Origin of the sequence: Faecalicatena contorta (assembly GCF_003149105.1) — a bacterium.
Taxonomy (GTDB): Bacteria; Bacillota; Clostridia; order Lachnospirales; family Lachnospiraceae; genus Muricomes; species Muricomes contortus_C.
The window spans coordinates 96858-112011 of record NZ_QGDS01000007.1 but is presented as its reverse complement, the minus strand read 5'-3'; the positions used below and the strand labels follow the sequence as shown (position 1 = coordinate 112011).

13 protein-coding genes and 1 tRNA gene are annotated in these 15154 nt (G+C 39.4%); 4 read left to right on the top strand and 10 right to left on the bottom strand.

What is annotated here, in order from left to right:
• Window positions 1–5: 5 nt before the first annotated feature.
• The 3 genes from prdA to A8805_RS12865 all read right to left on the bottom strand — a co-directional run bounded on the left by prdA (window position 6) and on the right by A8805_RS12865 (window position 3469).
• Window positions 6–1871: a D-proline reductase (dithiol) proprotein PrdA gene (gene prdA / locus A8805_RS12875; protein WP_109711771.1), complete on the bottom strand. Its 1866-nt coding sequence runs from the start codon at window positions 1869–1871 to the stop codon at window positions 6–8.
• 94 nt (window positions 1872–1965) lie between these two features.
• Window positions 1966–3291, bottom strand: a complete 1326-nt coding sequence (prdC, locus tag A8805_RS12870) for a proline reductase-associated electron transfer protein PrdC (RefSeq protein WP_109711770.1) — start codon at window positions 3289–3291, stop codon at window positions 1966–1968.
• An 80-nt stretch (window positions 3292–3371) separates the two neighbouring features.
• A tRNA-Sec gene (locus tag A8805_RS12865) sits at window positions 3372–3469 on the bottom strand.
• A gap of 437 nt (window positions 3470–3906) precedes the next feature.
• Between A8805_RS12865 and A8805_RS12860 the strand changes: the two genes are divergently transcribed.
• The 3 genes from A8805_RS12860 to A8805_RS12850 all read left to right on the top strand — a co-directional run bounded on the left by A8805_RS12860 (window position 3907) and on the right by A8805_RS12850 (window position 5778).
• A complete protein-coding gene (locus A8805_RS12860; protein ID WP_109711972.1) occupies window positions 3907–4494 on the top strand; it encodes a TetR/AcrR family transcriptional regulator in 588 nt (195 codons plus the stop codon).
• 94 nt (window positions 4495–4588) lie between these two features.
• Entirely contained in the window at window positions 4589–5095 is a 507-nt protein-coding gene (locus A8805_RS12855; protein WP_109711768.1) for a hypothetical protein, read from the top strand.
• A gap of 32 nt (window positions 5096–5127) precedes the next feature.
• Window positions 5128–5778, top strand: coding sequence for a 4'-phosphopantetheinyl transferase family protein (locus A8805_RS12850; RefSeq protein ID WP_109711766.1), 651 nt, complete (start codon window positions 5128–5130; stop codon window positions 5776–5778).
• A 27-nt stretch (window positions 5779–5805) separates the two neighbouring features.
• Here the strand turns inward: A8805_RS12850 and A8805_RS12845 are convergent, their stop codons facing one another.
• Genes A8805_RS12845 through A8805_RS12815 form a run of 7 tightly spaced genes read right to left on the bottom strand, consistent with a single transcriptional unit; the run spans window position 5806 to window position 13965 of the window.
• The gene (locus tag A8805_RS12845; RefSeq protein WP_109711764.1) at window positions 5806–6723 is read right to left on the bottom strand and encodes an AEC family transporter; all 918 of its coding nucleotides are present in this window, start codon (window positions 6721–6723) and stop codon (window positions 5806–5808) included.
• Between the two features lie 12 nt (window positions 6724–6735).
• Window positions 6736–7641 carry an acyl-CoA thioester hydrolase/BAAT C-terminal domain-containing protein gene (locus A8805_RS12840; protein ID WP_207657700.1) on the bottom strand — a complete coding sequence of 302 codons (906 nt, stop codon included), beginning with the start codon at window positions 7639–7641 and terminating at the stop codon, window positions 6736–6738.
• Between the two features lie 47 nt (window positions 7642–7688).
• A complete protein-coding gene (locus tag A8805_RS12835; RefSeq protein ID WP_109711760.1) occupies window positions 7689–9398 on the bottom strand; it encodes an ABC transporter ATP-binding protein in 1710 nt (569 codons plus the stop codon).
• Window position 9399: 1 nt separating this feature from the next.
• On the bottom strand, window positions 9400–11154 hold the full coding sequence (locus A8805_RS12830; RefSeq protein ID WP_109711970.1) for an ABC transporter ATP-binding protein: 1755 nt from the start codon (window positions 11152–11154) through the stop codon (window positions 9400–9402).
• 5 nt (window positions 11155–11159) lie between these two features.
• Entirely contained in the window at window positions 11160–12635 is a 1476-nt protein-coding gene (locus A8805_RS12825) for an ABC transporter ATP-binding protein (RefSeq protein WP_109711758.1), read from the bottom strand.
• 11 nt (window positions 12636–12646) lie between these two features.
• Window positions 12647–13360 carry an energy-coupling factor transporter transmembrane component T gene (locus A8805_RS12820; RefSeq protein ID WP_109711756.1) on the bottom strand — a complete coding sequence of 238 codons (714 nt, stop codon included), beginning with the start codon at window positions 13358–13360 and terminating at the stop codon, window positions 12647–12649.
• Window positions 13357–13965, bottom strand: coding sequence for an MptD family putative ECF transporter S component (locus A8805_RS12815; RefSeq protein WP_109711755.1), 609 nt, complete (start codon window positions 13963–13965; stop codon window positions 13357–13359). The genes A8805_RS12820 and A8805_RS12815 overlap by 4 nt, the downstream gene beginning before the upstream one ends.
• A gap of 196 nt (window positions 13966–14161) precedes the next feature.
• On the opposite strand from A8805_RS12815, the gene A8805_RS12810 reads away from it, so the two are divergent.
• The gene (locus A8805_RS12810; RefSeq protein ID WP_109711753.1) at window positions 14162–15133 is read left to right on the top strand and encodes a helix-turn-helix domain-containing protein; all 972 of its coding nucleotides are present in this window, start codon (window positions 14162–14164) and stop codon (window positions 15131–15133) included.
• The last annotated feature ends 21 nt before the right edge of the window (window positions 15134–15154 follow it).

Genomic DNA, 15154 nt, shown 5'->3' with positions numbered 1-15154 from the left:
TCATACTAGTCGTATTTCTCTTTTCTCTTCTGACTCATTGGCAGTGACTGTTCGTTCTGAACCAGCTCAATTGCCTTACCAGTTACATTGGAAATGAGTTCCACGTTGGTTGACTTCACGTTCGGATTCCATTTCTTCTCAGCTGCTTTCACTTCTTCCCCTAACATTACATCTTTCAGCATAGCGATAGCTCTGATAGCATCCTCATGGCAAAGAGTGTTGCATGCAAGCACTTCGTTCTCAATACCAGACTCGGACTTGTTGTTATCAACCATGCTGGTCATGTATTTATTTCCAACAACCAATGCTCCCTGAACTGCACAGAAAGACAAACCAACAACAGGAATTCCGCGCATTCCGATTTGCTCGTGGTGACTTGCAAAGTCAATGTGGTTGTTTCCGAAGCCTTCTGTTGTAACAAATGCGCCGTCTACATCCAACATTTCTACCATCATACCAACACGTTTGGACACATAGAATTTCTCTGAGTTAATCTGTGGGCTTCCCACAAAGATAACACCGCACAAATCCAGCTCTGTATCATGAAGTGCTTCCAGAACCAATGGCTCTCTCCAGTAATGTCTGGACATCTCCTTAGATGCAGGTCCGATACAAGTCAGAGCATGAATACAGCCGTCCAATACCTCCAATGGAGATACGCTGACAGGTACGTTTCCAAGGTCAACGTTCGGTTTTGCTCCAAGTACACCAACTGGCTCTACTGGAAGAACAAGGTTGTCATGCATAGCTCCCTGTCCCATGATTTCTTTCACAATAACCACTTTCTTCTTACCTGGTCTTCTAACCTGCTCAAATACTTCTGTATCTACCACAAGAGAATCCTCTGCTTCTTTTAACGCTTCTCTGATTTCCTGTGTGATATGGTCTGTTGCCGCATGAGCCGCAAGAGGACCTGGTCTTTCCATGTTAGTACCTTCTGCGATTGTTACCTGAGTCTTAATAAAGATTTCACCCTTTTCAGGTGCTCCGGGACGTCCCCACATAATATTCTCATCCAGGTATCCCTCAGAAGAACCGAATTCCCCAATCTGAACTCCGTTGGAATCTGTTCCTGTAACCATTATGATAACGCCATCCAGAACTCTTGTTGTACCGCTTCCAATTTCAGACTCGCCTTCTTTGCAAGCAATAGGCTGTACGTCCATAATTGTCTCAGAATAAGTATGGTAATCTGCCGGAGTGATGATTTCAACTTTCAAGTCACACACAAGCTTCTGTGAATCCACACACTCTTTTTCAATACCTTCACGGATGTACAATGTAGTACCTTCAATCTTTGTCTCAGGACCACGTTTTACTTCTGTGATTTTATAGTGCTTTCTTGTAAGGGTTCTAACAACCTTTGCTTCTGCTTCAACTTCAGCAACTGCTGTCTCTGCAACTGCAGCTACCGGTGCTGCTACAGCCGGAACCACTGCACTGCCTCCGCCCATACCACCTAGCGGAAGTTCAATGTCAATGTCTTTTCCTTCCCCAATATGAATCTTCAGCACTCCGCCTGCTGTAGTCTGTGCTACAGGAGCTGTCTGTACTACGGCTGCCTCTGTTACGGATTCATCTGCCGCTTCTGCTGCCTCCACTGGTGCAGACTCTTCTGCTGCCTGTATCCCTTCCATGACATCCGCTGTCAAAGGACTCAGCGAATCGCAGGTCTTTGTAAGCTTCGCGCCTAACACCTGTCCGATTGTTAATGCACCATCCAGATTCAAAAGTCCTGAATCTACCAGGTCATCAAAAATCGCTGGGTCTTCCAGATTCGATACTTCAATTATAGTGCCTTCTTCGGCTCTACAACAAAGTACTGCAGGGTCTTTTGCATGTTCTTTTGCTGTTTCAGCTGTAATTGACATACTTTCTTTCCTCCTTTAATCTTATATGAAATGGCTCCCTGGCCAAATCATATAGTAACTTTAGGTTATTTATTTTCCATCAGGACCGCCAGCTTTACTTGCCGCCCGGCAGCTGCGGTTCCTGCTTAGAAACGGTTAATCTTCGGTATACCGGATGATTGATTGTTCTCATCACATGATCTGTCTGGTGGAATACCTTCAACTTCATCTTCGGCGCAGAACCCATAACTGTATTAGAACAGTCTGAGCAGTTTCCGATGATGATATACTCTGCATTATCTTTTTTGAACTGTAAGCACTTCTGTGCCTGTCCCGGACAATTTCCCGGATCTTCACATTTCAATGTTCCATTCTTCATCTCTGCCGCCTGTTTACATCTTGCAACAGATACTACTTTTCCATTCATCTTTTCGCAAATTTCCCGCATACGTTCTTCGCTGCCGCCGCACGCGCAAATCAGCAATCCAACAGGCGCACCATGCAGGTCCGGTAAATCTATCGTTACGATAATGCCTCCTGTTGTCTTTGTAATCGGAGTATCCAGTGTTGTTGATTTTCCGGTAAATGGACCACCCATGATAATCTCACCGTATACACCATCAATTCCGCCGGAGCGCTCAATCAAATCTTCCACGCTGGTTCCTACAGGAACGTCCATATAAATATGAGGCTCATTGCCGCCATTAAGCTTGCCAATCACTGTCAGGTTCTTACTGAAAGATGGTTTTTTCAGTTCAATAGCTTCAGCCACGCGCAGTACGGTCTCCACATTTACGACGATAGCATCTGCTGCTGACGGGAGCTGTGTCGGATCGAGAAGTTTCCCCAAAGCTTCTCTAACTACGGCACGTTCCTCACCCATCGGGTAAATATCAGGAAGCAAATGTATAAAGATATTTTCTTCATTGCGGATTACTTCGCGAATTGTCTCTACCGCTTTTTTATTTTTTGCTTTGATTGCAAAAATTGCTTTTGCTGCATTGGAGATTTCCATACAGTATTTTACACCTTTAAGAGTCATCTCCATATTATCTTCAATTTGACGGACATTATGATACAGTCCAGGCTCACACTCAGCGGCATTGATCAGAATATATCCCCCATTTAAATCAGTGCCCAGCTTTACACCTGTCGGGAAGCCCGCGCCACCCATGCCGACAATGCCGGCTTCTTTTACCATGTCCAGATGACTTCCTTCCTTAATTGGTACAAATTCTTCTTTTTGTACCTCATCTGGCTGAACAACAATCCGGTCTTCCAAGACATCCTGCACTGTTCCATACACACTGGAAAAGATGTTTGCACCCAGTCCGGCCGGAACCGCGATCAGTGTACCCTTTTCTACTTTGTCACCGACCTTGACAACTGGCTGACAGGGCGCGCCCACATGTTGTCTCAGTAAAAACTGTAAATTTCCCATGACTCTTTTTCTCCTTTTAGGTTTTATTTATTGATAATTTCTATAACATCCTGTTGAGAAATATTTCACAAACGCTTTTTTGGCGGAGGCATGTGGGAATCGAACCCACCCAGGACGCTACGAACGCCCAACACTGGTTTTGAAGACCAGGAGGCACACCAGTTACCCTTCTACCCCCATGTTAATACTATGGTACCTCTTGTTTTGTTAACTGTCATAAAATTTTCCAAATTACACATGCAATTTAACAGTTTTCCTTACCTGTTCCACGATTTATATCTTAACAAATAATCATTGATTTTTCAAGTGTTTTTAAACATAATAATTAACATAAACTGAACTTTGTACTAGAACCCGGTCTATTTGTAGGTTTTTTGTCAATTTTTATTTATTTTGCAGCGCTGACCACTCTCAAAAAGCACGTCTAAAAGATATTATTCCAGATATCTTTCATAGATATTCTCTATAACTCGCGAGAAATTTTGTAAATTTCATCCGTACCAGAAAGTTTTTCCGTTGCATTTACTTTATTCTTTACATAGTCATAACTTTAAACTTATGTTATACTATAATAGGAAACAAAAAGGAAAACAATAAATGGAAAGAGAGTGTTTTATGCCCAGAAAAAAACAAACAACTAAAAGCAGAATCATAAAAGCTGCCTGGACTTTATTTTATAAAAACGGATACGAAAAGACGACCGTAGAAGATATCCTCAAGCTTTCCAAGACATCCAAAGGAACCTTCTACCACTATTTCAAGGGAAAAGATGCCCTCCTCGCTACTCTTTCTGATCTTTTTGATCAAAAGTATGAGGAAATCCTTCCCACCTTGGATCCATCCCTCTCCGCTAAAGACAAATTGCTTCTTTTGAACCACGAACTATTTTATATGATTGAGGAAAGCATTGACTTAAACCTGCTTGCATCACTACTCTCCTCTCAATTAATAACTAAAGACAACCGTTCCCTCCTGGATGCTGACCGTTATTATTTCCAGATAGTAACAGAAGTTGTGGCTTCCGGCATTGAATCCGGTGAATTCAAATCAACCTCCACTGTGGAAGAGCTTGTCAAAATCTATGCCATGTATGAGAGGGCACTGCTCTATGACTGGGCTTTGTGCGCAGGAAAATATTCTTTGTGGGAATACAGCGACAAGCTGCTGCCTCACGTGCTGGATAATTTTCAGCGGGGAATTTAAACTTCAAGATAAAATTTATCTATTTTTGTCGGTTTATTGTTTTTCCTGTCGAAAACTGGTATGATAGAAAAAACTACGATAAGGAGGATAATCCGTGTCCGAACACACACTTTTTGCAAATGAAGAAACTACTGAAAAACCAGCAGAATCTACTGTGCCCAGCATCGATACAGAAACTCCTGTAACTCTTAAAGAATCATCTGCTGAACCAGAAAAGATGCCTGCAGCTGCAGAGGAAATACCTGTAATTCCAGAAGAAATGCCTGTAATTCCAGAAGATGAATCCCCTTCCGGAAACCTTTTCCGCTTTAAAAGAAAGGACAAGGAGTTTTCAAGAGATGAATGGATTCTTTCCCGCATAGACAAGGGAGAACTCATGGAGTATCTGAAGCTTGAACAAAAACGCAATGAATTTCTGCAAGGCGTAAAAGATACCCGTGAAAAGAGGATTTTAAAGGCTTTTGAATTAACCATTTCCCTTGCAGCAGTTGTGGCAGTTGTCTTTTTATTGAAAGACAATCCAACCATTCTTATCAGCATCTTATATATAGTAGGAATTATCATCGCTTTCTGGCTTTGGAAAAATCCCCGCGATAAATAAGTAAAAGAGGCTGTAGAGAAAGCGGGACCTTTATGAAAATCTATTATTTGCCACTCACTTCTATGGAATGGTCTGACACTGAAGATAGCCTTTTAAAGCATGTATCTTTAGAACGGCAGGCCCGTATTTCCAAATATTATTTTGCTTCTGACCAGAAGCTTTCTTTGTATGCAGCTCTGCTGACACACATGGCCATCTTGAAAAATACGGGTCTTGCTAATGAAGCTCTGCTTTTTTCTTGTGAGAAAAATCATAAACCTGTCTTAGTTTCCGATGTGCAGCTAGACTTTAGTTTTTCTCATACAAGAAATGCTATTCTCTGCTGTCTCTCTGCAAATCACCAGGTAGGTGCCGATATTGAATTAAGCAAAAACGCTCCTTTCGAAATCATGTCTCAGGTCTTTCATCCCAATGAAATTGAATACATTTATTCTGATAAATCATTACAAAACAAACGATTTTTTGAGATATGGACACGTAAAGAGGCATATGCCAAAAGGAACAGAACAGGACTTACCGGTAATCTGACTGCCATTGACACGTTGTCTCATTCCTCCGGTTTTTTCCATACCTGGGAGGAGGATTCTTATATCTGCTCCGTATGTAGTTCAGAAAGCCCTACTTTCCAAATCACAAAAATTTCCGAAAAAGATATTTCTGCCTTTTTCGGAAATCTTACTTAATTATATAATCGAAATATTTTCTTGTACCTAAATAAACGGAGAAAATAGTGCCAGCAAGCTTGTCCCCACTAAGCTAATGGGAATACACACAGAAAATAATTTTCCAGCCAACTCATAATCATATCCCATCCGCTGACATAAAATCGGTGATATCGTTGTTACCGGAGCAAACGCAATAATCTTAAGTGCATTACCATGCATATCAGAAAATGGTGAAAACCAAAATAATGTTCCTAATATAATTACTGCACAGCTATATCGGGTCAGTACAACCGTAAGCACATCCCGCCACTGTCCTTTTCTTACTTGAAACTCAAAAATGATTCCAATCATTAACATAACAATAATAGTATTTGCCTTTGCTACCGGAGCAGTAAATTCATATACCACCGCCGGCAATTTAATCTTTATTGCCGCCATACACAGCATAATCAGGTAAACTAAAAAGGGGATATTTGTGATTAATTTCTTTACAAGCTCTCTTTTTGATATAACTGCCTTTGTTTTTGAAAGTCCTGCTGCAAAAATACAACTGCCGCCAAGACCCATAATAAGGTTTCCAATATCAAACATTGCTACTATTAAAAGATATTTTACATCCAAAAAACTTGCCACAAATGGGATTACAAATAGGGAAATATTATAGCCGCTGCAGCAAAGCATATAAGTTCCATTAACGGCATATCCCCTATTTCTTCCAATAAATCTGCCAATTATCAGCATTAACATATTCATTACTATTCCTAATACTACAAATCCAATCATTGAAGGCCGAAAAATGAATTCCTGAAAACTAGTAATCAATACCGCCGGGAGCGTAATAATAAAAACAATGTTGGAAAGAATTTTATAGTCCTCTTTTTTAAATATACCTTTTTTCTTCAAGCCGTACCCCAGTAGGATCAGCCCGATAAACAATATTACTTTACTAACTACTTCATTCATTGTTTAGACTCCTTAATTAAGCTTTCCAAGTATCCAGTGCATGATCTCTCTTTCCGATTCTTCTAACGCATTCATACAGTCTTCTCTATGCTTTGCAAAACTCCTATATAGTAATCCAATGATTGGAATCGCACGATATAGCCATCCATTTCTCTCTTTGCTCGGCATGATTCCGATTAGGTGACTTGCGTTTGGATATATTAATATTTTATATTCGTGATTATAGCCTGCATGCTCCAGCCCACTCTTAATATATTTTGTTGAATATTCAGATGGCCACACTTCATCTTCGGTTCCTGCTATAAGAAGAATTCTTGCCTCACTTGTCTCAAGATGAAAATTGGCAGCCTCTTCACGTCTCTTATCCTTAAACGCATCCCGATACATAATCCACATATTTGTTACTTTTCTGCCTGCTTCATTATCATAAACATATTTGCCCATAAATCCAGAATTGAAGAAATCAGGGCTTACATATGGAATTTCCATCCCTTTGTAGACTGCAATAGAATGTCCTGTCATACATTTATTTGATGCATCCGTTCCTTCAAATGGAACATGAGAAGGAGCGCAAAGGATTACATTATCTATTCCATCTATATATTTTGCAACTAATGCAGCATAAACCGATCCCATAGAGAACCCGTATACGCTAATGCTCTTTGCCTTCTTTACATCTTTCAAGTATTTAACAACTGGTTCAAACATTTCAAGTGGAATTCGATCAATATGTTTCGGAAGCCCCTTTGCACCAAAAACCGGAATTGAGATTCCAGTTATTCCAAAGTCAGTAAATCTCTCTGCTACTTTTACCCCTGATACAATACTTCTTTCTCCCCCCATAATTACAATTACTACATGACCAGTATTTTTACTCTCTGGTTCAACCATATGTCCTACAAATCCATCTGTCTCCATTGAAAAATCAGTATAGGTCATCCATCTTCTCTCCATTCCCAACTTTTTTATTCAGATAACTTTTGTTCAGCATTCCACATAGCTGCATATTTTCCACTCCTCGCCAAAAGTTCTTCATGTGTTCCTCTTTCTGCAATCTTCCCGCCTGATACAACCAATATCTGATTTGCATTTTTGACGATGGACAATGTGTGTGCAATCATCACTACTGTTTTCTTGTCTTTCAACAGATTTGTAATTGCCTGTTTTACTGCCAGCTCATTCTCAATATCCAGTGATGCCGTAGCCTCATCCAAAAGCAGTATTGGGCTATTTTTTAGGATAGCACGAGCAATAGAAAGGCGTTGCCGTTCGCCACCAGACAGCAGATTGCCATTTTCTCCGATAGGTGTATCATAACCTTTTTCCATTTTACGGATAAAGACATCACAATTTGCTTCCTTGCAAGCCGCCTCAATCTCAGCATCCGTGGCATCTGGCCTGGCATGACGTATGTTTTCGCGGATAGTATCATCAAAGAGAAATACATCCTGATCTACCATTGAAATCTGCTCTAATACCCGTTCTGCTGCTACATCGTGTATATTTTCTCCTCCGATAGAAATCATGCCGCCGTCTGCTTCATAGTACTTGGAAATCAGATTCAGAATTGTAGATTTTCCAGAGCCAGAGTCTCCCACAATTGCCGTAAGCTTTTGATTCTCTGCACAGAAATCCACCCCTTTTAATACAGGTTCTCCCTGTACATAGGAAAATTGTACCTTATCAAAACAGATTTCATATGAAACAGGATTAAAGTCCTCATAGCTGCCTTGTTCTTCAGGTTCATCTACAACTTTCTGAATCTTTCGCTTTGAAATCATCATATTCTTATAACCAAAAAGGTCTACCGAAATAGTCATATACATCTTTGCCAGAAGCATAGGCATCAAACACACCATCAAATAATCCACACTTGACAAGGTTCCTGCAAGCCACGGCCTTGATGAAACCAACATAACTACAGGCAGTGACAACCACGTAAGAATATTAAAGGTAAAAGCAACCGGAATACCCATAGCCTCATATTTGTAGCTCACATCACTGTAATCTTTAAGGATACTTGTAGTCGTCTCATTTTTGACCCCACACATATTGTAAGCACGCAACGTCTGAATCCCGGTAATATATTCAACAATACTACTAACCGCTTCGGCACAGATATTATTTCTTGCCGTTCCATACTTTTTTACAATGCGAAAGGACAGCCACATATTGGGAATAAACAAAATACTTACAGCTAACAAAATAAGACCGGCGGGAAAATATAAAAAACAAACAAAAACCAGCAATATAATGGAAAGAGAAATATTTTTCACAAGATTTCCTGTCTTATGAGTCAGGATTTGTTCATAATTGCTTACATCACTGGTCATCGTATTTACATATTCTCCTACCTGCCCCTGAGTGAACCTTGCTAACGGAATCTTCTTAAATTTGTTACCTAAAAAAAGCCGGATTTGTTTTGATACCGCACCGCCTCCAATTTGCCCTTGTGTATACCCAAAAACATAGGCAATAAGACGCACCAGAAAAATTGCTATTATCAAAAGAGTGAGACGGAGAAGATTTTCGTTTGATACTTTATTACTAAACAATATGTTGAGCAGCAAATAAAGGGCCATGTAAACACTTGCGGATAAAAACCCGTCAAGCACTGTAAAAAATACTCCTATACCAAAACGTATATTCTTTCTGAATGGATTATCTATTTTCATGCTAATCTGCCCCTTCCATTGAATAAGTAACTTCACGTGCCGCATTGTAATTCTTCCATGCCGAATTATAGTATTTATTTGAAGTCAATAATTCTATATGAGTTCCAAATGCAGTAACCGTGTGATTTTCTACAACAGCAACTTTGTTACACATTTTTATAGCTCCAAGGCGATGTGCAACAATAATACATGTCTTCCCCTTGCAGAGATTTGTAATCGCCTTATCAATTTCCACTTGATTTTCAGGATCAGCCGCACTGGTAGCCTCATCAAGTATCAGAATGGGGGCATTCTTTAAAATTGCCCTCGCGATTGCAATTCTTTGTTTTTCTCCACCAGAAAAACGAGAACCAAAGCTGCCGACTTTCGTTTCATATCTGTCCGGCAATGACATAATAAAAGCATCAATCTGCGCCTCTTTTGCAGCCTGACGCACCTGCTCTAAAGTAGCATTACTGCCCATGCGTATATTTTCAAATACACTTTCGCGGGTAAGAAACGTTTTCTGAAACACAATGGAAATATTTTGCAATAAATGTTCATAACTAATACTCTTAACATTCTTTCCACCAATAAGAACTTCTCCGTCCTGCACGTCATAAAAACGAGAAATCAGCTCTATGATTGTGCTTTTACCTGCTCCAGAAGCACCTACGATGGCTACCTTTTCTCCCGCTTTCACATATAGGTTACAATCGGACAATACATCATTTTTCCCATCATAAGAAAAACGAACATGATTGATTGCAATATCAGTGCTTTCCGGAAAATCTCCAGTACTTTCATATACAGGCAGATTAAGTATTTGCTTCGTTTTAATAACACCATTTAATGACTGGGCCAGCTCCATACTTAGCTGCTGCAATGGTAAAAGCTCGCACAGATACAGAGAACCAATATAAGCAAAGAGTAAAAAGATACTGGCTGAGATGGAACCGTTTAGAAAGAACTTCCCGCCAATTGGAATAATCAAAGCCATCCCGCATTCTAAAACAACGATAAATGCAGCATAAAACGGTCCAGTCTTTCTGGAAACTTTATTCCAGATATTATTTTCTTCTTCAATAGCACCTAAAAACTTCCGGAAAGATTGACTGCTCATGTTGTAGGCTTTAATCAGTTTCATTCCACCAATATATTCAATGATCACAGAGTTGAAACTAGCTATGGCCGCAGTTACACGCGGCATTATACCCGACATAAAGGCAAAGCAAAAACACATGATAACAATTGTTATTGCAAGGGGGATCAGCGAAATAAGCGCCAGCGGTACATTAATCGTCATTAAGTAAATAAAGATGACAATCGGACCTGTTGCGAAACCTACAAATTCCGGAATATTGTGAGCCAAACACAGCTCCAGTTTTTCAATATCCTCATTTAGAACAGTTTTAATATCTCCTGTTCTGCGCTCATCAAGCGCACCCATTGGAACTTTTTTCAGATGTTCTGTAATCATGCACCTTACACGAAACAGTGCACCGTAAGCGCCTTTATGGGAAAACACACCTGATATTCCCTGAAAAACCTGCCTGATAATCACTGTTACAGTAATTAGAGTGGCACTATCAACGATAACCTCTTTTGTACAGTTGTTTGACAAAAAAGCATCCATTAATTGATATATTCCCATATAGGGACCAATTGCAAATAATCCACCTAAAAAAGCAAATAATACAGATGCGATTAAATAGATTTTATCTTTATCTGCCCATTTCAAAAGGAGCAGAACAGGACTTTCTTTTTTTATACTCATCATTTTTATTTCTCCCTTTCATAATTTTGTTCCAAACCAAATATATTGCAAATTCTGCTCTCATTATCTTTTGACATCAGCAGATCATCCGTCATAACCCCATTTTCAAAATGAATCAGCCGGGAACAAACCTGACAAGCAAATTCATAATCATGTGTTACAACAAAAACTACTTTGTCCTCCGACAGCTTCTGAATCAGCTCTCCAACCTGTTTCATACTGTCAAAATCCAATCCACTCGTAGGTTCATCAAATACCAGCAATTCTTTCCCACATACCATACTGACTGCAATAGCAACACGCTGCTTTTGTCCTCCTGACAGAGTGTTTGGATGCCGTTTGCGAAATGCTGACAAATCAAGTTCTGTAATAACCTGGTCTATTTGAGCTGGATTCGTATTTTGTATTCCGAGAGAACACTCCGCTTCTACGGATTCTGCAAAAAGTTCATAATTTACATCCTGCATAACCAAATAAGAGCGTTTCATCTTTTCCTTTGAATTTTGCACCGCCCCTTCCCAAAGAAACTCTCCGGAATAGTCCTTATGCAGTCCGCAGAGCGTTCTAAGAAAGGTGGTTTTCCCTGCACCATTATGTCCGACAATTCCAATAACCTCTCCCTTTGCAGCTCTCAGGTTAATGTGTTCCATAACCATACGCTTTTTGTAGTACAGCCCAACATCTTTAATTTCCAACACGGCAGATAAACCCTTATCTCCTGCCGGAAACGGATAAACCTCGTTCAAGTCCCTTGCACGAAGCCCCATAATCTTTCTCATACTTTCAGAAATTTTGCAAAAGGAACTGGGAGTATAAACCCCTTCTATTTTCCCATTTGACAAATAAATAATCTTATCCACTAAGTCCATAAGATAATAAAGCCTGTGCTCCGCAATCAGAATTGTTTTTCCCTGCTGTTTAATAAGCCGCAGATGCTCTTTCAAATCGTTAATTGCTGCCATATCTAAATTTGAGGATGGTTCATCCAATAGATAAACATCTGGGTTCATAGCATAAATGCTTGCAAAAGCAATTTTTTGTTTTTCTCCGCCAGATAGTTCAAAAATATTCCTTCCGCGCAAGTGGTTTATTTTTAAGTCCTGTGATGTTTCGTCCAGCCTCTTATGTAATTCTGCTGGCGGCAGAGCTTCATTTTCAATACCAAAGGCAATTTCACTGTCTGTGTCCACATTGAAAAATTGGGTCCTTGGATTTTGAAACACACTTCCTACATGAGAAGCGACTTCATACATTGGTGTATTTAGTACATCCATTTCATTTATCGTTACTTTTCCACTCAAATCCCCACAAAAAAAGTTAGGTATCAGTCCATTAACCAAACGTGTAATCGTAGTCTTTCCGCAGCCAGATCGTCCACAAATCAATATACACTCTCCATCTTTTATGGATAAATCTATGTTTTCAAGACCACCTTCAACTTCGTCCGCATAGGAAAAACATATTTGTCTTAATTTAATCATTGTATTCTCCCCTATAAAAATAGCCCCACCAGCAGAAGCACCAGAAAACAGCCTATTATCAAAATATCCTTTTTTTGAAACCGAATTTGTACAAGACATGTGCGTGAATGCGGATTCTCAATTCCTCTTGTTACTGCTGCAATAGAAAGCTCATCGGCAGCCTTTGAAGCCGCCATTAAAAGAGGTACATAAATACATTCAATCATCATAACTGGATTTTTAACAAAGCCCTTAAAAGACGGGGATACGTCTCTTAGACGCATGGCGTCTTTTATATAGTGCCAATCCTCGCGTACAGTCGGAATATAACGAAGCATAACCGCAAAGGGAATTACAATCTTTTTTGAAACATGAACTTTGTTCATAGCAGACAAAAATTCATTGACCCTTGTAGTAGATACAGCAATTCCCGACAACATGCCGCATGGATATACTTTAAAAACAAGACTAAGCCAGGCGGTAAACATAGTATGTAGTGTTCCTGTACTATCTTTTAGGTAGAAGACCGTAAATAGGTACAATGACATAAAGGCCACGGTACCAATCAGAGAATACCGAAATTTCCCACACAGCATACCAAACCCTGCAATCAGCAAAATTAAAATACATTCATATGTAAGCGATGGAGCCATTGTCGCTATAATCAAGCTAAGCACAAGCAGAATGATTTTGGTACGGGGATCAAAATGAACATACTGCTTTTTTCTTTCTACATCGACCATCATGCAGTGATACCCGCTTTTTCAAATTGTTTTTTCAACAGTCTGCTTCCGACAAATCCACTTAGCCAAGCTATCAGAACAGTTCCAACAATCATAATGACGAGTATGCTCCAGGAAGCTGTGTCATTCATTGCATTGATATACCCCTGTGTTGTACCATTTTTCAACATTGTACCCGCCCAAGCCTCCGGATCTATAAAATATGCAAAATATGTTCCGGTCGGGCCGAATGAATACACAATGTAAGCCAAAATATTCATTTTCTTACTTCGAAATTTTTTCATGCCAGCAATGGCATCTGCAAGTACTGATGCTATGAATCCTCCTAAACACATTCCCCAGTGCATCCCCAGCACAAGGCTCAAAACTGCCACAATCGTGCCTATAATTGTAAGTGCACCGCTCTTTGGAACCTTTGCCAAAAGCAACAAAAATACCGGTCCCGGCAACAGAGCCGCACCGATTGAAAAATAAAAAGTAAGGGTCGGCGTAATTGCAAAGAAAACGCCTCCAATCATTGAGCAAACAGTCAAAAGAGCGGCAAATACACCAATAATAATTAAATCTTTAACTGTCAATCCTTTTTTGTTTTGTGCTTGATTATACATGTTGTAATTCCTCCATCTCATAGTTAGTTTCTATCTCGATAGTTGACTTCGTAACAACGGTGTGATAGAATTTCGTTAGTTTATCCTAACTCATAAAAATATTCTATTCCATTTGGACTTTTATTCAATAGTTTTGCGGTATTATTGACCAATCCGTATGAAGAATTGACCAAATCGTATGAAAGGACGATAGGCTATGCCTAATATTGAAAATTATTATCAAGAGATTCTGCTTGAAAATGGATTTCAGACAGAATCTCCAAATAACTCCTTTAACCCAATCGGAAAATTATATTCCATTCCACCCGAGCTTGGGAAAGGCGTTTTTTGGTTTTACGGACAAAAAGATTTATACTCTATAAAAATTCATGACTTTTATTTTTATGAAGATTCCTTCTTTGATTTAGAAGCAAGAAAATGTCTGGGAATCTGTTTTTATGAATCCATATCTGGAGAAGAAATTTCTCCATACCGTCGTTTAACTGCTGGATGTGTAAAGTGTTTTATTGGCGGATACCGGCAGTGTAAAACCCTTGTACACAAGAATATTCCTATTCGCACAATCGATATTGAAATTAGGCCTGCATACTATGAAAAGTATCTACAAGAGACTTTTCCGAACGAATATGTTGACCCCCATGAAGCTTTTCATAATATCTCATGGGCAGACAATTTCCCTGAAATGATTCGTTTATTACGCCAAATTTGGAATTACCGCGGGGACGGAATGGCAGCCAAACTCTTTTATGATGGTAAAGTTGCAGAAGCGATTTCACTTATTATCGAATACAACCGGGGAAAAAAATCAGCACAGGAAGTACAGATTTCCAGACAGGATTTTAAATCTCTTGAAAATGTTACTTCCTATGTTAATGATCATTTCAACTACGATATCTCGGTTAACCACCTCTGCTGCATTGCTTGTATGAGCAGAACAAAATTGAAAACTTTGTTTAAACAGGTTTATGAATGTACTATTACTGAATATATCAGTCATAGACGTTTAAGCCATGCTGAAACTTTACTATCTACAACTGATCTTACTATTAAGCAAATTGCATCTGCAGTCGGGTATAGTAACGCTGGAAGATTTGCCAGTATTTTCAAGAAAAGTACGGGCTTATTTCCTGCAGAATACCGAAAATCAGCTCAAAGAAATCACTTGTAAAAATAAAAGAGTTTTACAGAT